The sequence below is a fragment of the Pseudomonas sp. H3_E04 genome, assembly GCF_054668915.1.
This window is the reverse complement of record NZ_CP162797.1, coordinates 5,773,995-5,797,179: the sequence shown is the minus strand read 5'-3', so window position 1 is coordinate 5,797,179 and position 23,185 is coordinate 5,773,995. Positions and strand designations below refer to the sequence as shown.

The 23,185-nt window shown below is 60.2% G+C and carries 20 protein-coding genes and 1 pseudogene; 5 read left to right on the top strand and 16 right to left on the bottom strand.

Annotated features, from left to right (window positions below; genetic code table 11):
- Positions 1 to 293: 293 nt before the first annotated feature.
- A pseudogene (locus AB4N53_RS26035) lies at positions 294 to 458 on the top strand (multidrug transporter); the annotation flags it as partial.
- A 117-nt stretch (positions 459 to 575) separates the two neighbouring features.
- On the opposite strand, the gene AB4N53_RS26030 reads toward AB4N53_RS26035, so the two are convergent.
- A complete protein-coding gene (locus AB4N53_RS26030; protein WP_460124742.1) occupies positions 576 to 1,058 on the bottom strand; it encodes a hypothetical protein in 483 nt (160 codons plus the stop codon).
- Positions 1,059 to 1,508: 450 nt separating this feature from the next.
- On the opposite strand from AB4N53_RS26030, the gene AB4N53_RS26025 reads away from it, so the two are divergent.
- Positions 1,509 to 2,768: an OprD family porin gene (locus AB4N53_RS26025; protein WP_252875722.1), complete on the top strand. Its 1,260-nt coding sequence runs from the start codon at positions 1,509 to 1,511 to the stop codon at positions 2,766 to 2,768.
- A 157-nt stretch (positions 2,769 to 2,925) separates the two neighbouring features.
- On the opposite strand, the gene pcaC is transcribed toward AB4N53_RS26025, so the two are convergent.
- The 11 genes from pcaC to pcaR all read right to left on the bottom strand — a co-directional run bounded on the left by pcaC (position 2,926) and on the right by pcaR (position 13,889).
- Complete coding sequence (gene pcaC / locus AB4N53_RS26020) at positions 2,926 to 3,318, bottom strand: 4-carboxymuconolactone decarboxylase (protein WP_460124739.1); 393 nt, start codon at positions 3,316 to 3,318, stop codon at positions 2,926 to 2,928.
- A gap of 10 nt (positions 3,319 to 3,328) precedes the next feature.
- On the bottom strand, positions 3,329 to 4,120 hold the full coding sequence (gene pcaD / locus AB4N53_RS26015; RefSeq protein ID WP_460124736.1) for a 3-oxoadipate enol-lactonase: 792 nt from the start codon (positions 4,118 to 4,120) through the stop codon (positions 3,329 to 3,331).
- Positions 4,121 to 4,131: 11 nt separating this feature from the next.
- A complete protein-coding gene (locus tag AB4N53_RS26010) occupies positions 4,132 to 5,496 on the bottom strand; it encodes a 3-carboxy-cis,cis-muconate cycloisomerase (RefSeq protein WP_460124733.1) in 1,365 nt (454 codons plus the stop codon).
- Between the two features lie 45 nt (positions 5,497 to 5,541).
- Positions 5,542 to 6,837 carry an MFS family transporter gene (locus AB4N53_RS26005; protein WP_460124730.1) on the bottom strand — a complete coding sequence of 432 codons (1,296 nt, stop codon included), beginning with the start codon at positions 6,835 to 6,837 and terminating at the stop codon, positions 5,542 to 5,544.
- 157 nt (positions 6,838 to 6,994) lie between these two features.
- Complete coding sequence (gene pcaG, locus AB4N53_RS26000) at positions 6,995 to 7,561, bottom strand: protocatechuate 3,4-dioxygenase subunit alpha (protein WP_460124727.1); 567 nt, start codon at positions 7,559 to 7,561, stop codon at positions 6,995 to 6,997.
- A 1-nt stretch (position 7,562) separates the two neighbouring features.
- The gene (gene pcaH / locus AB4N53_RS25995) at positions 7,563 to 8,267 is read right to left on the bottom strand and encodes a protocatechuate 3,4-dioxygenase subunit beta (RefSeq protein WP_460124724.1); all 705 of its coding nucleotides are present in this window, start codon (positions 8,265 to 8,267) and stop codon (positions 7,563 to 7,565) included.
- Between the two features lie 36 nt (positions 8,268 to 8,303).
- Positions 8,304 to 9,509 carry a 3-oxoadipyl-CoA thiolase gene (gene pcaF, locus AB4N53_RS25990; RefSeq protein ID WP_460124721.1) on the bottom strand — a complete coding sequence of 402 codons (1,206 nt, stop codon included), beginning with the start codon at positions 9,507 to 9,509 and terminating at the stop codon, positions 8,304 to 8,306.
- Positions 9,506 to 10,285 carry a CoA-transferase subunit beta gene (locus tag AB4N53_RS25985; protein WP_016771341.1) on the bottom strand — a complete coding sequence of 260 codons (780 nt, stop codon included), beginning with the start codon at positions 10,283 to 10,285 and terminating at the stop codon, positions 9,506 to 9,508. The genes pcaF and AB4N53_RS25985 overlap by 4 nt, the downstream gene beginning before the upstream one ends.
- Positions 10,285 to 11,142: a CoA transferase subunit A gene (locus AB4N53_RS25980; RefSeq protein ID WP_024011937.1), complete on the bottom strand. Its 858-nt coding sequence runs from the start codon at positions 11,140 to 11,142 to the stop codon at positions 10,285 to 10,287. The genes AB4N53_RS25985 and AB4N53_RS25980 overlap by 1 nt, the downstream gene beginning before the upstream one ends.
- A gap of 265 nt (positions 11,143 to 11,407) precedes the next feature.
- Positions 11,408 to 12,754 (bottom strand): aromatic acid/H+ symport family MFS transporter, encoded by a 1,347-nt coding sequence (locus AB4N53_RS25975; RefSeq protein ID WP_460124718.1) that lies wholly within the window; start codon positions 12,752 to 12,754, stop codon positions 11,408 to 11,410.
- A gap of 292 nt (positions 12,755 to 13,046) precedes the next feature.
- Entirely contained in the window at positions 13,047 to 13,889 is an 843-nt protein-coding gene (gene pcaR, locus AB4N53_RS25970; protein ID WP_016771343.1) for a pca regulon transcriptional regulator PcaR, read from the bottom strand.
- Positions 13,890 to 14,521: 632 nt separating this feature from the next.
- Here pcaR and AB4N53_RS25965 point away from each other — a divergent pair.
- Together AB4N53_RS25965 and AB4N53_RS25960 are read left to right on the top strand one after the other, a co-directional pair.
- Entirely contained in the window at positions 14,522 to 14,722 is a 201-nt protein-coding gene (locus tag AB4N53_RS25965) for a hypothetical protein (RefSeq protein ID WP_008080067.1), read from the top strand.
- Positions 14,723 to 15,093: 371 nt separating this feature from the next.
- Positions 15,094 to 16,569: an inorganic phosphate transporter gene (locus AB4N53_RS25960; protein WP_016771345.1), complete on the top strand. Its 1,476-nt coding sequence runs from the start codon at positions 15,094 to 15,096 to the stop codon at positions 16,567 to 16,569.
- 948 nt (positions 16,570 to 17,517) lie between these two features.
- Here AB4N53_RS25960 and ccoM read toward each other — a convergent pair.
- From ccoM to AB4N53_RS25945, 3 genes are all read right to left on the bottom strand, one after another.
- A complete protein-coding gene (gene ccoM / locus AB4N53_RS25955; RefSeq protein ID WP_016771346.1) occupies positions 17,518 to 17,631 on the bottom strand; it encodes a cytochrome c oxidase subunit CcoM in 114 nt (37 codons plus the stop codon).
- Between the two features lie 184 nt (positions 17,632 to 17,815).
- Positions 17,816 to 17,977 (bottom strand): hypothetical protein, encoded by a 162-nt coding sequence (locus AB4N53_RS25950; protein WP_460124715.1) that lies wholly within the window; start codon positions 17,975 to 17,977, stop codon positions 17,816 to 17,818.
- Between the two features lie 94 nt (positions 17,978 to 18,071).
- Entirely contained in the window at positions 18,072 to 18,413 is a 342-nt protein-coding gene (locus AB4N53_RS25945; RefSeq protein ID WP_460124712.1) for an aspartate-semialdehyde dehydrogenase, read from the bottom strand.
- 251 nt (positions 18,414 to 18,664) lie between these two features.
- On the opposite strand from AB4N53_RS25945, the gene rapA reads away from it, so the two are divergent.
- On the top strand, positions 18,665 to 21,511 hold the full coding sequence (gene rapA, locus AB4N53_RS25940) for an RNA polymerase-associated protein RapA (protein WP_460124709.1): 2,847 nt from the start codon (positions 18,665 to 18,667) through the stop codon (positions 21,509 to 21,511).
- 153 nt (positions 21,512 to 21,664) lie between these two features.
- Here rapA and AB4N53_RS25935 read toward each other — a convergent pair whose 3' ends face one another.
- On the bottom strand, positions 21,665 to 23,014 hold the full coding sequence (locus tag AB4N53_RS25935; protein WP_460124706.1) for a spinster family MFS transporter: 1,350 nt from the start codon (positions 23,012 to 23,014) through the stop codon (positions 21,665 to 21,667).
- Positions 23,015 to 23,185 lie beyond the last annotated feature (171 nt).

Below are 23,185 nucleotides of genomic sequence, written 5' to 3'. Positions count from 1 at the left end.
GCTGAAAAGCTGCATACTGTCAAACCTGACAGGTGTAATCTGCTCAAAGATAAATTATAAAGGTGATTTAATAGCGCGCAGAGATCACCAACCCTTAGTAAAAAAAAATTTCTCGCAGATTCCAATCTTGAGAACATGATTATTTATATGGATCGCATAGTTGAACATAACGAAGCTCCCGTATGAAACTTGCTGCCTGTCAGCCCGAAAAGAGACGAAAACAGTCTGACCCTGCTGCTTGGCACCGGTATTCCGGCCAATCTGCAAGCGGCCAAACCGCTGGCCGACGACCTGCTCAGCGTCAGCTGTTCAGCGCGCAACAGGCACTGATCACCGACCGCCTCGCGCAGCTGAACAGCGCGGCCAACCTGTACAAGGCACTGGGCGGTGGATGGAATGCGCAGACCGCGCAGAACGAAGCTCTGAAAGAAGAAGCGCCGAAGATGAAGTTGTTCTGATCATCGTTCGAAATGAAAAGCCCACCATTGACTACCAATTGGTGGGCTTTTTAACTGCCAGTTTTTTCGCAAAAAATATAAGCACGCGCGGCACGCACTCACCTTCAAAAAGTTTGTTCATCCAACATTTTTCGCCCAAAAAGCCACGCCTTTAACATTAACTGCAAGACCATAACGATCAATATAATGAAAATCAAATGAACCTCGGATCGACTTAGAAGTCGGCGAGTAAAAGAACTCATCTACTACAAACTCTCCCTCGCCAAACGCGTCTCCTCCAATACCATTTGGACGGCCGAAGCCATATATCGCCTTAAACTCACCCGAGGATTGAATCGGGTACTTACCGACTCCAAGTCCACGCATAGTAATAAAAACCGACGGAACGTTCTGTCCTGTGTCCTCTCCAAACAACGCCTGAATACTCCCTTTAATATATTGGTCATTCTCAGAACAACCAAAAATAACCCAGTTAGTTTTTAATCCTGAAACAAGCCCGGCTCTTGTGACTTCGAGTTCAACTTCCCCCGAACTGGTCCCGGCGACAAAATCTCTTTTCGGCAGAATATCAGCCGTAGAAAGCTCAATTTCATGCTTCATCTTAAACACCTCTTTCACTTGAGATTTATTAAACTTCCGATGAAACACTAGCCGCAAAACAAAACCTAGTACACTGTCAGGTCTGACAGTGGACAGACCTTCCTTTATTATTCAAGAATGGTAAGTTTTCATCAGCTTTTTCCAAGCAATCCTCCCCCATTAAACGGATCCGACCTGCTCGCGTACATGTTCAATCTTCATCACAAAACGCAGCTACATCTAGCGTTCGATAACCGCCCAAAACCCGCTACGACCAATTGAATCCAACCATTGCGCCCCGCACCATTCGCCTCAGAAAACCAATAACAACAAGGTTCGACACCATGCTCCAGCGCCCTGCTCCCCCCGGCTGACCGCCACCGTTCCATCTCAAACCTGCACTTCCCGCCTGCGCCGCACCCGCCGCGACAGCGCAGCCGTTCGCCTTACAAAAACAAGAGAGACCCAGTCATGACAGTTTTCCCTGTGCCCTACGCATTGCCCGGTGTGATCGCCCTGGCCGTCGCCGGTCTGGCCCTGCCAGCCAGCGCCGAAGAAGGTGGCTTCGTTGAAGGCGCCAAGGTCAACCTCAACCTGCGCAACTTTTACATCAACCGCAATTTCACCAATCCGACCAAGGCCCAGGGCAAGGCTGAAGAGTGGACGCAGAGTTTCATCCTCGACGCGAAATCCGGCTTCACCCAAGGCACCGTCGGTTTCGGCATGGACGTGCTCGGGCTGTATTCGGTCAAGCTCGATGGCGGTAAGGGCACGGGCGGTACGCAGTTGTTGCCGCTGGACCATGACGGTCGCCCGGCGGACAACTTCGGTCGCACCAACGTCGCGTTCAAGGCCAGACTTTCGCAGACCGAAGTCAAGGTCGGTGAGTGGATGCCGGTGCTGCCGATTCTGCGTTCGGACGACGGGCGTTCGCTGCCGCAGACCTTCCGTGGCGGCCAGATCACTTCGAAGGAAATCGCTGGCCTGACCCTCTATGGCGGCCAGTTCCGCGCCAACAGCCCGCGCGATGACAGCAGCATGAGCGACATGTCGATGACCGGCAAAGCCGCGTTCACCTCGGATCGTTTCAACTTCCAGGGCGGCGAATACCTGTTCAACGACAAGCGCACGCAGATCGGCCTGTGGAACGCGCAGCTCAAGGACATCTACAGCCAGCAGTACCTCAACGTGCTGCACAGCCAGCCGCTCGGCGACTGGACGCTGGGCGCCAACCTCGGTTTTTTCTATGGCAAGGAAGATGGCAGCGCGCGTGCCGGCGATCTGGACAACAAGACCTGGTACGGCATGTTTTCGGCCAAGTACGGCGGCAACACGTTCTACGTCGGCCTGCAGAAACTCACCGGCGACAGCGCCTGGATGCGCGTCAACGGCACCAGTGGCGGGACTCTGGCCAACGACAGCTACAACGCCAGTTATGACAACGCTCAGGAACGCTCGTGGCAGTTGCGCCACGACTACAACTTCGCCGCCATGGGCATCCCTGGCCTGACCCTGATGAACCGCTACATCAGCGGCGACAACGTGCACACCGGGACGATCACCGACGGCAAGGAATGGGGTCGCGAATCGGAACTCGGTTACACGGTGCAGAGCGGCACGTTGAAGGATTTGAACGTCAGATGGCGCAACTCGACCATGCGCCGGGATTTCAGCAATAACGAGTTTGATGAGAACCGCTTGATCGTCAGCTACCCGATCAGCCTCCTGTAACCACCGATTACGTGTAGGAGCTGCCGAAGGCTGCGATCTTTTGATTTTGATTTTTTAAAAACAAGATCAAAAGATCGCAGCCTTCGGCTGCTCCTACACAGGAATACATTCCAAGGTGGCAGCGAGCCTGCTCGCGAAGGCGATGGCTCAGGCAACATCAATCGCGGGATTCGATACCCAATTCATCCCACACCGATTCCGCCAGATGAAACGTCGCATTCGCCGCCGGGATGCCGCAGTAGATTGCGCTCTGCATGATCACTTCCTTGATCTCGCCACGGCTCACGCCGTTGTTGGCCGCCGCGCGCAGGTGCAGTTTCAGTTCGCCCTCGCGGTTCATGCCGATCAGCATGGCGATGGTGATCAGGCTGCGGGTGTGCCGAGGCAGACCCGGGCGGGTCCAGATGTCGCCCCAGGCGTGGCGGGTGATCATCTCTTGGAATTCCGAGTTGAACTCGGTCAGCGTGGTCAGACTGCGATCGACGTGGGCATCGCCCAGCACCGCGCGGCGCACTTGCATGCCTTCGTCGTAACGTTGTTTCTCGTCCACAAATTCTTCCTCACTGAGCCTGCAGAAACGTCAGCACCCGATCACTGAAATCGGCGCCAGCCTGCACGTTGGACAAATGCGCCGCATGGAACTCGGCGTACTCGGCGCCGCGCACATGGTCGCGAATGAAGTGCCCGCCGGACGGCGGCGTTACCGCATCTTCGCTGCCGGCAATCACCAGCAACGGCACGTTGATCGAAGCCAGTTGGTCACGGAAATCGGCATCGCGCACGGCTGCGCAGTTGGCCGCATAGCCTTGTGGATTGGTCGCGGCGAGCATGTCGGTAATCTTCTTCGCCGCGTCCGGGTGCGCCGCCGAAAAATCCGGGGTGAACCAGCGCGCGATCGAGGCATCACGCAGCGCGACCATCGCCGCCGGGCCGTCGCGCAATACGGTTTCGATGCGTGGATTCCACACCGACGGATCACCGATCTTCGCCGCTGTGTTGCAGACGATCAGTTTGTGCAGACGCTGCCCGGCATTGATCCCCAGCCACTGTCCGATCAGCCCGCCCATCGACAGTCCGCAAAAATGCGCGCGCTCGATGTGCAGCGCATCGAGCAGACCGAGCACGTCGCGACCGAGTTGTTCGATGCTGTACGGCCCTTCGGTAACCAGCGATTGCCCATGGCCGCGCGTGTCGAAACGCAGCACGCGAAAGTGCTCGGTGAACGCCGGCATCTGCGCGTCCCACATGTGCAGGTCGGTGCCCAGCGAGTTGGACAGCACCAGCACCGACGCATCGGCCGGGCCTTCTATTTCATAGTGCAGTTCGCCATCGGCGAGTTGAACGAAAGCCACAGCTCTCTCCTTCAGACAGTCAAAGCGTTGTGATCGGCCACCGCGCGCTCGACCCAGACTTGCGCCTGACCAAGGTAATGCGCGGGGTTCAGAAGATCATCGAGTTCCGCGCCACTGAGTTCGGCGGTGACTTGCGGCTCGTCAGCCAGCACCGCACGCAAATGGCGTTGCTCGGCCACCGCGCGTTTGCAGCACTGCTCGAGCAGATGATGCGCGGTGTCGCGACCGACGCGTTGGGCGAGGACGATGCTCACCGCTTCGGCCAGCACCAGGCCTTGGGTCAGTTCGAGGTTGCGGGCCATGCGCGCCGCGTCGACTTCCAGACCGTCGGCCAGCAAGCGCGCCTGTTGCAGCGAACCGGACACCAGGCAGCAGATCTCCGGCAGGGTTTCCCATTCGGCGTGCCACAAACCGAGGCTGCGCTCGTGTTCCTGGGGCATGGCGCTAAACAGTGTCGACACCAGCCCCGGCACCCGCGTTGCCGCGCCGATCAGCACCGCCGCGCCGACCGGGTTGCGTTTGTGCGGCATGGTCGACGAGCCGCCCTTGCCCGGTGCCGCAGGCTCGAAAACCTCCGCTGCTTCGGTCTGCATCAACAGGCTAATGTCGCGGCCGAATTTGCCGAGGCTGCCGGCGATCAGGCCCAACACAGCGCCGAACTCGACAATGCGATCGCGCTGGGTGTGCCACGGTTGCTCGGGCAGGCTCAGTTGCAGTTCCTCGGCCAGCGCTTGAGCAATCGGCAACGCCTGCTCGCCCAGCGCCGCGAGCGTGCCCGACGCGCCACCGAATTGCAGCACCAGCAGCCGTGGCTTGAGTTCTCGCAGACGCTGGCGGCTGCGCGTCACAGCGCCCAGCCAACCGGCGATCTTCATGCCCAGCGTCACTGGCGTCGCGTGTTGCAGCCAGGTGCGCCCGGCCAGTGGCGTGGTGGCGAAACGTTGTGCCTGAGTGGCGAGCGAGTCGGCCAGTTGTGCCAGTTGGTTTTCGATCAGCGCCAGCGCCTGGCGCAATTGCACGACCAGTCCGGAATCCATCACGTCCTGACTGGTCGCGCCCAGATGCACATAGCGCTCGGCTTCGGCGTCGGTCGAGGCGATCTGCTTGCCCAACGCCTTGACCAGTGGAATCGCCGAATTGCCGGCCGTGGCAATCGCCTCGCCCAGCGCCGCGAAGTCATACAGGCCCGCGTCGCACGCTGCGGCAATCGGTGCCACGGCCGATGAAGGAATCAGCCCGACCCGCGCTTCGGCCCGGGCCAGCGCCGCTTCGAAATCGAGCATCGCCTGCACCCGGCCCTGATCGCAGAACACTTCGCGCATATCGCGGGCGGTGAAGTAGGCATCGAACAATTGATTGCCCGGTCGCTGAGTCATAAACAGTCCTTGCCGGCGCGGGCCTCGCAGCCCGCGCACATGGGTTTACAGATCGTGGTGCAGATACTTCGCCTGCTTGGGCAAACGCAGACTGAACAGGAAGGCCACCGCCATCATCGCCGTGACGTACCAGTAGAAGGCGTTTTCCATGCCGCCGGCCTTGAGGCTCAGGGCAACAAATTCCGCCGAACCGCCGAAGATCGCGTTGGCCACCGCGTAGGCCAGGCCGACACCGAGGGCGCGGACTTCCGGCGGGAACATCTCGGCTTTCACCAGACCGCTGATCGAGGTGTAGAAGCTCACAATCGCCAGCGCCAGGGTGATCAACACGAACGCGAGGAACGGGCTGCTGATGCTTTTCAGGCTGAGCAGAATCGGCACGGTGAACAGCGTGCCGAGGGCGCCGAACCAGAGCATCGAGTTACGCCGGCCGATCTTGTCGGCGAGCATGCCGAACAACGGCTGCATGCACATATACAGGAACAGCGCGCCGGTCATGATGTAGCTGGCAGTCTTGGCGTGCATGCCGGCGGTGTTCACCAGGTATTTCTGCATGTAGGTGGTGAAGGTGTAGAAAATCAGCGAGCCGCCAGCGGTGTAGCCGAGCACGGTGATGAACGCCGCTTTGTGATCGCGGAACAGTGCGGTGATGCTACCGGCGTCTTTGTGCGCGCGGGTTTGCTCGTTGGTGGTTTCCTTCAGCGATCGACGCAGGAACAGCGAAATCAGCGCCGCCACCGCACCGACCACAAACGGAATGCGCCAGCCGTAGGCACGCAGATCTTCTTCTGTGAGGAACTGTTGCAGCACCACCACCAGCGACACCGCCAGCAGCTGTCCGCCGATCAGCGTCACGTACTGGAACGAGGCGAAGAAACCGCGCTGGCCCTTGAGCGCGACTTCGCTCATGTAGGTCGCGGTGGTGCCGTATTCGCCGCCCACCGACAGACCTTGCAGCAGACGCGCGAACAGCAACAGCAGTGGCGCCCAGACGCCGATGTCCTTGTAGGTCGGCAAACAGGCAATCAACAGCGAGCCGAAGCACATCATCAGAATCGAGATGAGCATCGAGTTCTTGCGCCCGTGCTTGTCAGCGACGCGGCCAAAGATCCAGCCACCAATCGGGCGCATCAGGAACCCGGCAGCGAACACGCCAGCGGTGTTGACCAGTTGCACAGTCGGGTTATCGGAGGGGAAAAACGCCGGGGCGAAATAGATCGCGCAGAAGGCGTAGACGTAGAAGTCGAACCATTCGACGAGGTTGCCGGACGAAGCGCCGACGATGGCGAAGATGCGCTTGCTGCGCTCTTCGCCGGTGTAGTGGGAGGTGGTGGTTGTCATTGTTTTTTCACTCGATAGGGACAGTCACAGTCTAGACATACTTTGCAACAGTCCCGTTCCACAAGGCGAAACATCAAAAGATCGCAGCCTTCGGCAGCTCCTACATTGGGATGGAGTACACCGTGTAGGAGCTGCCGGAGGCTGCGATCTTTTGATCTTAATAATCGAAGAATACCGTCTCGGCATCGGTGCCCTGCAGAACGACATTCCACTGGTACACACCCGACGCATCCGCCTTGGCCAGCAACGTCTGACGACGCTCCGCCGGCACACACTCGAGCAACGGATCAGCAACGTTCGCCGGTTCGCCTTCAAAATAAATCCGCGTCAGCAAGTGCTTGACCAGACCGCGAGCAAACACCAGCACCACCAGATGCGGCGCCTGGGTCGAGCCCTTCAAGCCTTGCACGGTCCCCGGTTTGATCGTGGTGAAACGAAACCGCCCTTCGGCATCCACCGGCACCCGGCCGAAGCCTTCGAAATTCGGGTCGAGCGGTTTGTCCTGCTGATCTTCCGGGTGGTCGTACTTGCCGGCGGCGTTGGCCTGCCAGACTTCGAGCATGGCGTCGTTGACGACATCGCCGTTGCCGTCCACCACCTGGCCGGTGATTGCCACGCGCTCGCCAAGGGTCAGCTCGTTGGCCAGGGTTTCGCGGTTCAGCCAGGTCAGGCCGATGTGGTAATACGGCCCGACGGTGTGGGACGTGGTCGCATAGAGCGTCATCTTATTTCTCCATCGGCGTGGCTTCACGGCCGCGCAGCACGATGTCCCAGCGGTAACCGAGGGCGTAGGACGGAATGGTTTTTTCCAGATCGAAAGCAGCGATCAGGCGTTCCTTGGCCGAAGTGTCCGGCACGCAGTTGTAGATCGGGTCATACGCCAGCAACGGGTCGCCGGGGAAGTACATTTGCGTGACCAGTCGGGTGAGGATGCTCGGCCCGAACAGGGAAAAGTGGATGTGCGCCGGGCGCCAGGCGTTGTGGTGGTTGCCCCACGGATAGGCGCCGGGCTTGATGGTCTGGAACTGATACCAGCCATCGGCATCGGTGACGGTGCGGCCGGTGCCGGTGAAGTTCGGGTCCAGCGGCGCGTCGTGCAGGTCGCGGGCATGGTTGTAGCGGCCGGCGGCGTTGGCCTGCCAGATCTCCACCAGAATCCCCGGTACCGGCAGACCGTCCTCGTCGAGCACACGGCCGTGAATGATGATGCGCTCGCCCAACGGCTCGCCGTCGTGCTGCGCGGTCAGGTCATTATCCTTCTCGGCAACATGCTCGGCACCGATGGTCGGCCCGGTGATTTCCGAGAGTGAATGGGGCAGGTACACCAAAGGCTTGGACGGCGAGCGCAGGTTGGTGGATTGATACGTCGGGTGCAGGTATTCAGGCTGAGTGCCTGCCTGTGGGCGACGGTAACCAGGCTTGTCAGTCATTTCGCTTTCCTCAGTTCTTGTAAGTGCCGCAGCGCGTCAGACGCGTTCGATGGCCAAGGCCAGACCCTGGCCGACACCGACGCACATGGTCGCCAGACCTTTCTTGCCAGCGGTCTTTTCCAGATGATGCAACGCGGTCAACACCAGCCGCGCACCGCTCATGCCCAACGGGTGACCGAGAGCGATCGCGCCGCCATTCGGGTTGACCTGCGGCGCGTCATCCGCCAGCCCCAGTTCACGCAGTACCGCCAGACCCTGGCTGGCAAACGCTTCGTTGAGTTCGATCACGTCGAAATCGCTGACCGCTACGCCAAGGCGCTCGGTGAGTTTGCGCACCGCTGGCACCGGGCCGATGCCCATCACCCGAGGTGCGACACCGGCGCTAGCCATGCCGAGCACTTTTGCGCGAGCGGTGAGGCCGTGTTTTTTCACCGCTTCGGCTGACGCCAGAATCAGCGCAGCAGCACCATCGTTGACCCCGGAGGCATTGCCGGCAGTAACGGTTTTGTCAGCGCCGTTGACCGGTTTCAGCTTGGCCAGTGCCTGGATCGTGGTGTCGGCGCGCGGATGTTCGTCCTGGCTGACCACGGTTTCGCCCTTTTTGTGGGCGATGCGCACTTCGACGATTTCTTCAGCGAAGTAACCGGCAGCCTGCGCGGCGGCGGTACGTTGCTGACTGCGCAGAGCAAAGGCGTCCTGATCTTCGCGCGAGACTTTGTAGTCGTCGGCAACGTTGTCAGCAGTCTGCGGCATGGCATCGACGCCGTACTGCGCCTTCATCAGCGGGTTGATGAAACGCCAGCCGATGGTGGTGTCTTCCAGTTTCATGTTGCGCGAGAACGCCGCGTCGGCCTTGCCCATCACGAACGGTGCGCGGGACATCGACTCGACGCCGCCGGCAATCGCCAGCTCCATCTCGCCGCTGGCAATCGCACGGAATGCGGTGCCGATCGCATCCATGCCCGAAGCGCAGAGGCGGTTGAGCGTGACGCCGGGCACGCTGTCCGGCAGACCGGCGAGCAGCAATGCCATGCGCGCGACGTTGCGGTTGTCTTCGCCGGCCTGGTTGGCGCAGCCGAGGAACACTTCATCGACGGCATTCCAGTCCACCGAAGGATTGCGCTCCATCAGGGCCTTGATCGGCACGGCGGCCAGGTCGTCGGCGCGCACGGCAGACAATGCGCCACCGAAGCGGCCGATGGGGGTGCGAATCGCGTCGCAGATATACACGTCACGCATCATGCTTCTCCCGGCGCCTGACCATGGGCGGCAGCGGTGCGCGCTTCAAGATCACGCAGCGCCGTCAGCTCGACTTCGGTCGGCTCAGCGGTGGTTTCAACAGAGTCGGCAAAACGAATCGCCCAACCGGTGGCGGCGACCACTTGCTCGCGGGTCACGCCCGGATGCAACGCGGTAACCACGAACTCGTGAGTGCCCTCCTCCGGTTCCATGATGCACAGGTCGGTGATGATCCCCACCGGCCCGGCGCCCGGCAGACCCAGGCGTTTACGCGAATCACCGCCCTCGCCGTGACCGACGGAGGTGATGAAATCGAGTTTGTCGACAAACGACCGCGCCGACTGTTTAAGGATGATCAACACGCTTTTCGCCGAACCGGCAATCTCCGGCGCGCCACCGGCACCCGGCAGGCGCACTTTCGGCGCGTGGTAGTCGCCGACCACGGTGGTGTTGATGTTGCCGAAACGGTCGACCTGCGCGGCGCCGAGGAAACCGACGTCGATGCGCCCGCCTTGCAGCCAGTAGCGAAAAATCTCACCGGTCGGTACCACCGTGTCGGCGGTCTCGGCCAACTCGCCGTCACCGATGGACAGTGGCAGCACGCTCGGCTTGGCGCCAATCGGGCCGGATTCGTAGATCAATACCACGTCTGGCGATGAAGTCAGGCGCGCGAGGTTGGCGGCTTTCGACGGCAGGCCGATACCGACGAAACATACCGAGCCGTTCTTCAGGCGCCGGGCCGCAGCGACGGTCATCATTTCATTGGTGGTGTAAGTCATTACTTGGCCTCCGAAGCAGCGGCCAATTTGGCCTGGAATTCGCTGAAGTCAGCGCAGCCATGGATGTATTCGTTGATCCACGCGGTAAACGTCTCACGGTCGCGAGCGATCGGGTCCCACGCCTGATAGAAACGATTATCACGCTCGGTGTAACCGTGGGCGTAGGACGGATGCGCGCCACCTGGCACATGGCAGACCGCACTCAAGGCCCAGGTCGGCAGTACGCAAGCGTTCATCGGTGCATTGAGGTCGTCGACGATTTCTTCTACGGTGACGATGCAACGCTTGGCGGCCAGCGCGGCTTCTTTCTGCACACCGAGAATGCCCCAGAGCAACACGTTGCCCTTGCGGTCGGCTTTCTGCGCGTGAATCACGGTAACGTCAGGACGCACCGATGGCACTGCCGCCAACACTTCGCCGGTGAACGGGCAGGTCACGGTTTTGATCAGCGGATTGACCTTCGGCAGGTCGGAGCCGGCGTAGGCACGCAGCACCGCGAACGGCAGGCCGGACGCGCCGGCGACGTAAGCGTTGGCGAGGTCGGCGTGGCTGTGCTCTTCGATTTCCAGCGCGTGCGGCCATTGTTTCTCGACCGCGTCACGCAAGCGGTGCAGCGAGCCCACGCCCGGGTTACCGCCCCAGGAGAAAATCAGTTTGCGCGCGCAACCGGCGCCGATCAGTTGGTCGTAGATCAGGTCAGGCGTCATCCGCACCAGCGTCAGATCTTTCTTGCCTTGACGAATGATTTCATGACCCGCTGCCGTAGGGATCAGGTGCGTGAAGCCTTCGAGGGCGACGGTGTCGCCGTCGTTGACGAATTGCTTCACCGCGTCGTGCAGCGAAAGGATCTCAGCCATGGAGCGGGCTCCTGTTCTTGTAAGGAATCGCCAGTGATAAAAAGGCGCGAGGTTCAGCGCCGGAGTCACTGAAGATTAAGCTCGGGAAATTCGCCAAACAATCCGATAATCGACTGAGTGTTCGTTTATCGAACGGATTGTTGTTCACCTAACAATCAGATCAAAAGCTTCGCGAGCAGGCTCGCTCCCACAGGGAAATGCATTCCAGAGTGGGAGCGAGCCTGCTCGCGAAGAGGCGGCATGTTCAATAAAGATTCATGCCCGGTCAGGTCGCATCCGCATGACTGACCATGCCCTTGATCAGCACCGCCGCCGTCGCCAACCCTGCCGGGATCACCAGTGCAGTCAGCACCTGCTCGAAATTCCAGCCCAGGCCAAGCAAGGTTGCGCCCATCCACGCGCCGAGAATCGCGCCAAAGCGGCCGATGCCGAGCATCCACGACACCCCGGTCGCGCGGCCTTGGGTCGGGTAGAAGCGTGCTGCCAGTGATGGCATCGCCGATTGCGCGCCGTTGACGCACATGCCCGCCACCAGTACCAGCGTTGCCAGCAAGGTGATGTTGCCCAGGCTCTGCCCTACCGCGTAGGCAAACACCCCGGCAAGCAGGTAGAAAATGCCGATGACCTTGTGCGGATTGAAGCGATCCATCGCCCAGCCCACCCCGACCGCGCTCAACACGCCGCCAAACTGGAACAACGCGCCGATGAACGCGGCCTGCTCCATGCTCGCACCGCTGTCGCGCATCAGCGTCGGCAGCCAACTGGTCAGCAGGTACACAATCACCAGGCCCATGAAATAGGTCAGCCACAGCAGCAAGGTGCCGGTGCTGTATGTGCCGGAGAAAATCACCGCAAAGACATTGCGCGCCTTGACGGTTTTCTGTTCCGGCACGCTGAAGCTCGAAGCCTGGGCGACGGTGACAGGATCGATCGGCGCGAGGGTCTTGCGTACTTTGTCGGTGCCACGATTGCGTACCACCAGGTAGCGCGCCGACTCCGGCAACCAGAACAGCAGCACTACCGCGAGGATCAGTGGCAGGATCCCACCGATCATCAGCAAGGCGTGCCAGCCGAACGCCGGAATCAGTTTTGCAGAGATGAAGCCGCCGCCGGCCATGCCAAGGTTGAAGCCACAGAACATGCTGGTCACCAGCAGCGACTTCTTGCGCTCCGGGGTGTATTCCGAGAGCAGCGTCGTGGCGTTGGGCATCCCTGCGCCGAGACCGAGGCCTGTGAGGAAGCGCAGCACCAGCAGCTGTTCGACGTTGGTGCTGTACGCCGAGGCCAGGCTGAAGCCGCCGAACAGAATCACCGCACCGACGAGGACGACTTTGCGCCCGAAGCGGTCAGCCAGAGGGCCGGAGCCGAGTGCACCGAAGACCATGCCGATCAGCGCGGCACTCATTACCGGGCCGAGGCTCGCGCGGTCGATACCCCAGTCTTGCGACAGCGCCGGGGCGATGAAGCCCATGGCGGCGGTGTCGAGGCCGTCGAGAAATACGATCAGGAAACACAGGATCACCACCCGCCATTGATAGCGCGAGATCGGTTGGGCGTTGATGAAGGTCTGCACATCAAGGCAGTTACCCACAGCGGACTGAGGCTGGTTCATTATTTTTATTCCACGCAAAAAACGCAGTCGAACGGCGGCCGGCCAAAGCACGGCACGGTCAAGAATAGAAGGTTGTAATCAGGCGTTGCGGTGAACCCGGCAACAACGGGTGAAACATGGACAGACGGGGAGCGGGCGCATGGTGAGTTGCCTCTTGTCATTATTATCGAGGTCGACAATCCGGCGGGCTCATTCACTTCAGCGCCGGATGACGCTGCCGCGACATTAATGATCCGAGGGATTTAGCGTCAATTCGATAAACGCAACACTGTGCGTTTATCGAACAGCTTCCTCAGGCGAACAACTGCGCACTGAGGTCGCGACTGGCGCTGAGCAGGCCCGGTAAAAAGCGTTGCTCCAGTTCGGCACGGCTGACCCGGCCAGCGTGAGTGCTGACATTCAGCGCCGCGACCACTTGGCCGGAGGCGTCGTACACCGGCACGGCAATCGAACGCAGCCCCTGTTCCAGTTCCTGATCGACAATGCACCAGCCCTGCTGACGCACCTGCTGCAAACATTCGAGCAAAGCGTCGGGGGTATGAATGGTGCGGCTGGTCTTGGCCACCAGTTCGGCGTGGTCGAGGTATTCGCCCAGGGATGTGTCGTCCAGCGCCGCCAACAGAATCCGCCCCATCGACGTGCAATATGCCGGCAGCCTTCCACCCACCGAAAGGTCTACCGAGATCAATCGTTGAGTGGTCGCCGAACGAGCGATGTAGAGAATGTCGTCGCCCTCCAGCGTCGCCATGTTGCAGGCTTCGTGCAGTTGCTCGCTCATCCGGTCCAGATACGGCTGGGCGGAAACCGCCAGCGGTGTCGAGGAAAGATAGGCATGGCCGAGGGTCAGCACTTTCGGCAGCAACGAATAGGTGCGGCCATCGGTGGTGGCGTAGCCGAGCTTGATCAAGGTGTGCAGGCAACGGCGCACGGCGGCGCGAGGGATTTCCGTGCGGTGGCTGATCTGCGCGATGGTCAGGTGGCGTTTGCGTTCCTGAAAAGCCTGCACCACCGCCAGGCCTCGAGCCAGCGAAGTCATGAAATCCGGATCACCGGTCAGCGCCTGAATGCGTTTGGCCGGCGATGCGACGATGGGCGGCGCCACCGACGTGAAGGAGTTGCGCATTTGATCGTTCATTTCTTGTCCTTGTCCGGCACGCATCGATGCCTAGTCAAACGGCTCGCCGCGCGATGCACAAGCACCGGGGCGCCAACATTGGGCGATTATCGAACCGCCGACCGATTATCGCAATCGAGACCATTTTTCCTCCTCTTCATCCCTGAGGCGGCTTTATCGATTCTGCTCGCAACTTAGTTATTCCACTTAATGGCGCCAAAAACACAACGCCTGTTTTATAACGCTGTCTTTACACTTAACTAGCGGCAAAAGTTGCCGGCAACAAAACCATCACACATTCAGAACCGTTTTTAACTTGGCAAAGATAGTCATTCCCGAATCGACCGCTATAATGCACCCTAGTCGCGGCGCTTTAATCAAAAGCCCGCGACTTGCTGAAACGAGGTCCTTCGTCTCAGCTCCGGCCAGCGCCCGGCGCCCATCACACATGCAACGCCAGCGCTCGCTGAAACAGGAAACTGATGCTGCGTCAGTTTTTATCTGGTGCCGTAGCCGCCTGTAACACGGAAGTCTTGATCGCCTCTCCAATGCCACCCGGCCTGATCGGGCCGTGGATGACTGGCGGGGGCGCGCAATTGACTCGTTGCAGTGTGTTTCACCGGATATTCAATTCAACTCATACAGGTAGCACCGTGACGAAAGACGAACTGCGCGCGGAACTAGAGCGCCAGGAACAACGTTACAAGGAAGTTTACGGCGGGGAAGTCACCACCTACGCCGCTCAGCCGGAACCGGAACGCAAGGCATGGCGCAAGCGCCCTACCGTTCAGGATCAGGTGTTCAAGCAGGAAATCGAAAAGATCGAAAAGGAACTCAAAGCCGAAGAGCCATGAGCCACGGCGGTTGAGCATTCGAAAGTCGGCGTCCACCTCGACCACAGCGCGGTGGCAAGACGACACCTCGCGCGCCCGCTATCCGCGGGCAGCGGCTGCATCGCTGTTCTGCGGCTTATGAACGAGCGTCCCACAGGTTTCAGAGATATTTCAGACAAACGTTTGAGCCTATGCGGCATCGGAAAAATCGCCGCAAAAATCCTGTTTCTTAAATAAAATCAAACAGTTGAAAAACCCTGCGCACCGCTTGGTTTTCACGCCCTGCAACAAATTAGATCGCAGATGTCTGTGACCAGTGAGCAGACGGGGCATCGATTTCCTGTCTTTTCTGGCATAATCGCGCCCCCTTACGACCGGGTCAGAAAACCTTCATGATCGATTTATTCAGCGGACTGGATGCTTGGGTGCTTGTGAGCCTCTTGCTCGCCCTGACGTTTGTCCTCGCCTTCGAGTTCATCAATGGATTTCATGACACCGCTAACGCGGTAGCCACTGTTATCTACACCAAAGCCATGCCGCCGCACCTGGCGGTGTTCTTTTCCGGTGTGTTCAATTTCCTCGGCGTGCTGCTGGGCGGCGTTGGCGTGGCGTATGCCATCGTCCACTTGCTGCCGGTAGAGCTGCTGATCAATGTGAACACCGGCCATGGCCTGGCGATGGTGTTCTCGTTGCTCGCCGCGGCCATCGCCTGGAATTTGGGCACCTGGTACTTCGGTATCCCGGCCTCAAGCTCGCACACCCTGATCGGCTCGATCCTCGGTGTCGGCCTGGCCAACGCGTTGATCAACGACATCCCGTTGAGAGATGGCGTGAACTGGCAGAAAGCGATCGACATCGGCGCCTCGCTGGTGTTCTCGCCGATGGCCGGCTTCCTCATCGCCGCGCTGGTGCTGATCGGCCTGAAATGGTGGCGGCCGCTGTCGAAGATGCACAAGACGCCGGAACAGCGCCGCAAGATCGACGACAAAAAGCACCCTCCATTCTGGAACCGTCTGGTTCTGGTGATCTCGGCCATGGCCGTGAGCTTCGTGCACGGCTCCAACGATGGCCAGAAAGGCATCGGCCTGATCATGCTGGTGCTGATCGGCATCGTCCCGGCGCAGTTCGTGCTCGACCTGAACAGCACCACCTACCAGATCGAACGCACCCGCGACGCGACGCTGCACCTGAGCCAGTTCTACCAGCGCAACGCCGATTCGCTGGGTGAATTCCTGGCCCTGGGCAAGAGCGTGGAAGGCGACCTGCCGGAGAAATTCCGCTGCAACCCGCAGCAGACCGAACCGACCATCACCGCCTTGCTGCATACGCTTAAAGGCGTAGCGGACTACCATTCGCTGTCGTCGGACAGCCGCATCGAAGTGCGTCGCTACCTGCTCTGCCTGGACGACACGGCAAAGAAAGTCGGCAAATTGCCTGGCCTGGAAGCCCGTGAAAAGGCTGACCTCGACAAGCTGCGCAAAGACCTGACCACCACCACCGAATACGCGCCGTTCTGGGTGATTCTGGCGGTCGCCCTGGCACTGGGCCTGGGCACCATGGTCGGCTGGAAACGCGTAGTGCTGACCATCGGCGAGAAGATCGGCAAGCAAGGCATGACCTATTCCCAAGGCATGTCGGCGCAGATCACCACAGCCAGCCTGATCGGCATGGCCAATATTTTCAGCCTGCCGGTGTCGACCACTCATGTGTTGTCTTCGGGTGTTGCCGGGACCATGGTTGCCAACAAGAGCGGCCTGCAGGGTGGCACGGTGAAGACTATTCTGCTGGCCTGGGTACTGACCTTGCCGGCGACAGTGGCGCTGTCGGCCGGGTTGTTCTGGTTGGCTTCGAAGGCTTTGGGTAGTTGATCGTTGGCTGTTGATTGGAAAAGGCGTGATTCGTGAGGATCACGCCTTTTTTGTTATTGGGGATTGGGGATTGGGGATTGGAGCATATCCGTTGCTACCGTAACGGCTGCTTATGGTTTCGCTTTTACAGCGTTTCACTCTTCAAGACGTCGACCGATCCCGATCGCAGCCCGAGCCTTCGGCAGCTCCTACAGTTGGATCGTGGGTATCTGGGAGAAATGGGTTGGTCGACAGATTGCCTTCGCGAGCAGGCTCGCTCCCACAGAACAGCAACAGCAACAGCAACAGCAACAGCAACAGCAACAGCAACAGCAACAGCAAGAGCAAGAGCAACAGCAAGAGCAAGAGCAAGAGCAAGAGCAAGAGCAAGAGCAAAAGATCGCAGCCTTCGGCAGCTCCTACAGTTGGATTGGGTACCACTTCAAGAACAGGTCGGCTGTCAGGCCGCCTTCGCGAGCAGGCTCGCTCCCACAAAAGCAAAGCAAAGCAAAGCAAAGCAGCGCAGCTGCCCCGCGGCAAAGCCGCCCCACTCAACAATGAGCGCAAGCTCGAGTGCCCTTGATCTTGATCCACCGGCGACGTCGGAAGGCTGAGTGGAGGGATTGATCCGGGCGTGGGAGCGCAGCGACCGTCTGGCGCAGCCAGACACAGCGGAAGGAGGTGCAGCGAAGCAAACCGTAGCCGCTGCGCCCGGATCAGTCCCGCAGCGAAGGAACCCGAGCCTGCGAGGGCCGAACGCAGGAGCTAGCGTTTTTTGCTTACTTTTTTTGGCGCTTGTAAAAAAGTAAGTCGCCGTCAGGCGAAACCGCCAGCAGCCGCTACCCAAGCAACGGATATTCACCCAAACCCCCAACAGCCTGGTCGGCCCAAAGGCCGCCAAGGCACAAAAAAAAAGGGGCAACCGAAGTCGCCCCAAAATGCCTTGCGTGCCCATCAATCCAGAAGAACTCACTTGCGCCGCTTATGCGCATCCTTCCAGATAAAAAATCCAAACCCTGCAAAAAACAGCACCATGAGCCCCACCGTGAGAACCCCGGCAAACACCACGTTATCGAAAAACATGACTGACCTCCCGGCCCTGCTTTGCTTTGCTTTGCTTTGCTTTGCTTTGCTTTGCTTTGCTTTGCTGCGATGGATTCAAATTAACAAACACACAGGCGCACACATTGACCGGGATCAATATCCGCAACGAAGAGAAATAAAGGAGGGCAAATAACTGACCTGCATCAACGAATGCAGGGGGAGATCAACGCTTTTTCGGTTTGTTCTTCGACTTTTTCTTGGTTTTTCCCAACGGCATCGCCTGCTCGAAAGCGTTGCGCACTTCGATCAAGCGTTTCTCGTTGAGGTCATGCACACGCTTGGCGCGTTCAGTGCTGAGGTCGATCAGTTTATCGTCTTGGCTCATGGCGTCCGGCACATCGCAAAAGAGATCACAGCTGCCGTCACCGGCAGGATTGCGCCAATCATGCCGCTTGGCGCTGGCGCTGACCAGTCACCGCTCAAATCTCGATATCAACCCACAACCCCTGACGCGGCTGATCGTCTATCAACGGCACCACCGGTACGGTGTTATCGGCGTTCAGCTCAGTGCCCGGCACGGCCAGATGCTCTTCCGGATCCTCATCCGCCTCACGGCGTCGACGGTCACGTTCCTGCTGGCGACGCTGTTCTTCGCGCGCCTGCAGGCGATCCTCTTCCGGATCACGCTTGTGCAGATCGATCGTGCTTTCGTTGGAGCTTTCCTGCACCGGCACCACCGGCGGGATGTCCGGCCGCTGGCGGATCGGATCCTGCTGGGACGTGATCGGCACGGCGCTCAAGGGGAGCATCGGTGGCAACATATAAAGGTCTCCTGTCTGCAGGCTATCGGCTGGGGTGCAGGCGCCTTGAGCCGCCTGTCGCAATTGTGTGATGCACCTCGCACCTGTAGGAGCTGCCGCAGGCTGCGATCCTTATCAGACAGCTCAAACCTGAAGGGTTCTCAAAGATCAAAAGATCGCAGCCTTCGGCAGCTCCTACGCCAGTAATCTTTGGCCCTGAAGCCGTCATTCCGTTAAGATAGCCCGCTTTTTCAAGGTGGGAGTCAGGCAGCATGGCGCAGCAGTATCAACCGGGGCAACGCTGGATCAGTGACAGCGAAGCAGAGCTTGGTTTAGGCACCGTTCTGGCACAGGACGGCCGCTTGTTGACCGTGCTTTACCCGGCCACTGGCGAGACCCGCCAGTACGCGCTACGGAATGCGCCCCTGACCCGCGTGCGGTTCTCGCCCGGCGACTCCATCACCCATTTCGAAGGCTGGAAGATGACCGTGCAGCAGGTCGACGACGTCGACGGGCTGATGGTCTATCACGGCCTCAACGGGCAGAACGAAGTCGTCACCCTGCCGGAAACCCAGCTGTCGAACTTCATTCAGTTCCGTCTGGCGAGCGACCGTCTGTTCGCCGGGCAGATCGACCCGCTGCCCTGGTTCTCCCTGCGCTACAACACCCTTGAACACACCAGCCGCCAGTTGCAGTCCTCGCTGTGGGGCCTGGGTGGCGTGCGTGCGCAACCGATCGCGCACCAGTTGCACATCGCCCGCGAAGTCGCCGACCGTATCGCCCCGCGCGTATTGCTGGCGGACGAAGTGGGTCTGGGTAAAACCATCGAAGCCGGTCTGGTGATCCACCGCCAGCTGCTTTCGGGCCGTGCCAACCGCGTGCTGATCCTGGTCCCGGAAAACCTCCAGCACCAGTGGCTGGTAGAGATGCGCCGCCGCTTCAACCTGCAGGTCGCGCTGTTCGACGAAGAACGCTTCATCGAAAGCGATGCCACCAACCCGTTCGAAGACACGCAACTGGCGCTGGTCGCGCTGGAGTGGCTGGTCGACGACGAGAAGGCGCAGGACGCCTTGTTCGCCGCTGGTTGGGACCTGATGGTGGTCGACGAAGCGCACCACCTGGTCTGGCACGAAGAAAAAGCCAGCCCGGAATATTCGCTGGTCGAACAACTGGCCGAAGTGATTCCCGGCGTGCTACTGCTCACCGCGACCCCGGAACAACTCGGTCAGGACAGCCACTTCGCCCGTCTGCGCCTGCTCGACCCGAACCGTTTTCACGACCTGGCCGCGTTCCGCGCCGAGAGCGACAACTATCGTCCGGTCGCCGAAGCCGTGCAGGAACTGCTCGACAAGGGCCGTCTCTCCGCCGAAGCGCACAAGACCATTCACGGCTTCCTCGGCAATGAAGGCGAAGCCCTGCTCACCGCCGTCAACGATGGCGACAGCGAAGCCAGCGCCCGCCTCGTGCGTGAACTGCTCGATCGCCACGGCACTGGCCGCGTGCTGTTCCGCAACACCCGCGCCGCCGTGCAGGGGTTCCCCGAGCGCAAACTGCACCCGTACCCGTTGCCGTGCCCGGCCGAATACCTCGAACTGCCGCTGGGCGAACACGCCGAGCTGTACCCGGAAGTCAGCTTCCAGGCCCAGCCGGAGGCCAGCGAAGAAGAACGCTGGTGGAAATTCGACCCGCGCGTCGAGTGGCTGATCGATCAGCTGAAAATGCTCAAGCGCACCAAAGTGCTGGTGATCTGCGCCCACGCCGAAACCGCGATGGATCTGGAAGACGCTTTGCGCGTACGCTCCGGCATCCCGGCCACGGTGTTCCACGAAGGCATGAACATCCTCGAGCGTGACCGCGCTGCCGCCTACTTCGCCGACGAAGAGTTTGGCGCGCAGGTGCTGATCTGCTCGGAGATCGGCAGTGAGGGTCGCAACTTCCAGTTCGCTCATCATCTGGTGCTGTTCGATCTGCCGTCGCACCCGGACCTGCTCGAGCAGCGTATCGGCCGTCTCGACCGGATCGGCCAGAAGCACATCATCGAATTGCACGTGCCATACCTGGAAACCAGCCCGCAAGAGCGCCTGTTCCAGTGGTACCACGAGGCGCTCAACGCCTTCCTCAACACCTGCCCGACCGGCAACGCCTTGCAGCATCAGTTCGGCCCACGCCTGCTGCCGCTGCTCGAAGAGGCTGACGATAGCGAGTGGCAAGCGCTGATCGACGAGGCACGCGCCGAGCGTGAGCGTCTCGAAGCCGAACTGCACACCGGCCGCGACCGTCTGCTGGAGCTCAATTCCGGCGGCGCAGGCGAAGGTGAAGCGCTGGTCGAGGCGATCCTCGAGCAGGACGACCAGTTCGCCCTGCCGATCTACATGGAAACCCTGTTCGACGCCTTCGGCATCGACAGCGAAGACCATTCGGAAAACGCCCTGATCCTCAAGCCGAGCGAGAAGATGCTCGACGCCAGTTTCCCGCTGGGCGACGACGAAGGCGTGACCATCACCTACGACCGCAACCAGGCGCTGTCGCGCGAAGACATGCAATTCATCACCTGGGAGCACCCGATGGTGCAGGGCGGCATGGATCTGGTGCTGTCCGGTTCGATGGGCAACACCGCCGTCGCGCTGATCAAGAACAAGGCGCTGAAACCGGGCACCGTGTTGCTGGAATTGCTTTACGTCAGCGAAGTGGTCGCACCGCGCTCGCTGCAGCTGGGTCGCTACCTGCCACCGGCGGCGCTGCGTTGCCTGCTCGATGCCAATGGCAATGACCTGTCGCCACGGGTGTCGTTCGAAACCCTCAACGATCAGCTGGAAAGCGTGCCCCGCGCCAGCGCCAACAAGTTCATCCAGGCCCAGCGCGATCAGCTGACGCCACGGATCAACGCCGGCGAAGAAAAAATCGCCCCGCGTCACGCCGAACGTGTGGCCGAAGCGCGCCGCCGTCTGGCCGCCGACACCGACGAAGAACTGGCGCGCCTGACCGCGTTGCAAGCGGTCAACCCGACCGTGCGTGACAGCGAACTGGAGGCGTTGCGTACTCAGCGTGAGCAGGGTCTGGCGATGCTCGACAAAGCGGCGTTGCGCCTGGAAGCGATTCGGGTGCTGGTGGCAGGCTGACCGCCCAGCTCCACCGCTGAAAACCAAAAGGCCCGCAGTGATGCGGGCCTCTTTTACTTCAGAAGCAAAAGCAAAAGATCGCAGCCTTCGGCAGCTCCTACACGTGAATGCGTTTCCCCTGTAGAAGCTGCCGAAGGCTGCGATCTTTTGTTCTTAAGCAGTCGCCGCTGCAACCTCTGGCTCAACCACCGCCACCAACCCGTCCTTCATCCGCTGCGCATCCCGCACAAAGCACCGCGATGCCAGAAACAGAAAGACCATGGTCAGGAACAGCGCCACCGGGATCAGGTACATCGCGTCATGCAGGCCGACGGCCTTGAACGCTTCGGTCATCTGCTCAGCCCCTGCCGCCAGCATCGCCGTGTGCGCGAAGTGATCCGACAGCCCACCCACGACCACCGGCCCCAACCCACCGCCGAGCAGATACAGACCGGCGAAGAACAACGCCATCGCCGTCGCCCGCAGACGTGGTTCGACGACGTCCTGAATCGCCGTGTACACGCAGGTATAGAAGTTGTACGCGAACAGCCAGCCAACGCTGAACACCGCGACGAACACACCGATCTCGATGCGCCCGGCATGCAGCGCCCACGCCGTGCACAGGGTCGAAATGATCAGGCTGAACGCGGCGAACAACAGCCGTCCACTGGCGAAACGCTGATGAATCTTGTCGGCGATCCAGCCGCCAAGGGTCAGCCCGACCAATCCTGTCACGCCAACGATCACCCCGGTGGCCACCGCCGCCTCCTGCAACGGCATGAGGAAATAGCGCTGCAGCATCGGCACCAGAAACGAGTTGCAGGCATAGGTGGCGAAGTTGAAGCACAACCCGGCCATCACCAGCCACAGGAAGGTCGGCACGGCGAGGACGCGGCGGATCGGCTTGTCGACTTTCTCCTGCGAGACCTGCACGGTTTCTGCCGCGCCGCGTTTTGGCTCTTTGATGAAGAACATGAAAATGGCCAGGATCAGCCCCGGCACGGCAGCGATGAAGAACGGCGCGCGCCAGCTGTCGAAGGCCTTGACCATCGCGCCGATGGTGAAGAACGCCAACAGCAGCCCCAACGGCAGGCCGAGCATGAAAATACCCATCGCCCGCGCCCGACGGTGTGCTGGAAACAGGTCGCCGATCAGCGAGTTGGCCGCGGGTGCGTAACTGGCTTCGCCGATGCCGATGCCCATGCGCACGATGAGGAAACTCCAGAAACTGCCGACCATACCGTTGACCGCAGTCAGCGCACTCCAGGTCGCCAGGCCCCAGCCCATCAGTTTGCTGCGTGAACCGGTGTCGGCCATGCGCCCCAGTGGCAGGCCGGCAATGGCGTATACGATGGTGAACGCAGTGCCGATGATGCCCAGTTGAAAGTCGCTGAGGTGCCATTCCATGCGGATTGGTTCGATGATGATCGCCGGGATGGTGCGGTCGAAGAAATTGAACAGGTTGGCGAGGAACAGCAGGAACAGAATGCGCCAGGCATTCGCCGCTTGGGTCGAGTTCTGCATGGGTCCGTCTCTTTATTGTTATGAGGGCTTCACTGCCAGCGCGTCGAGCCCGGAACCTGCAATCTAGTCAGCCGCGCGGGGGCTGTCTGTCATCATTCGTCAGCCTGATATCGACCCATCGCACTGTAACGAAACGTAAGCCCTTGATAAGTCAGGAATCCCCAGCCATAC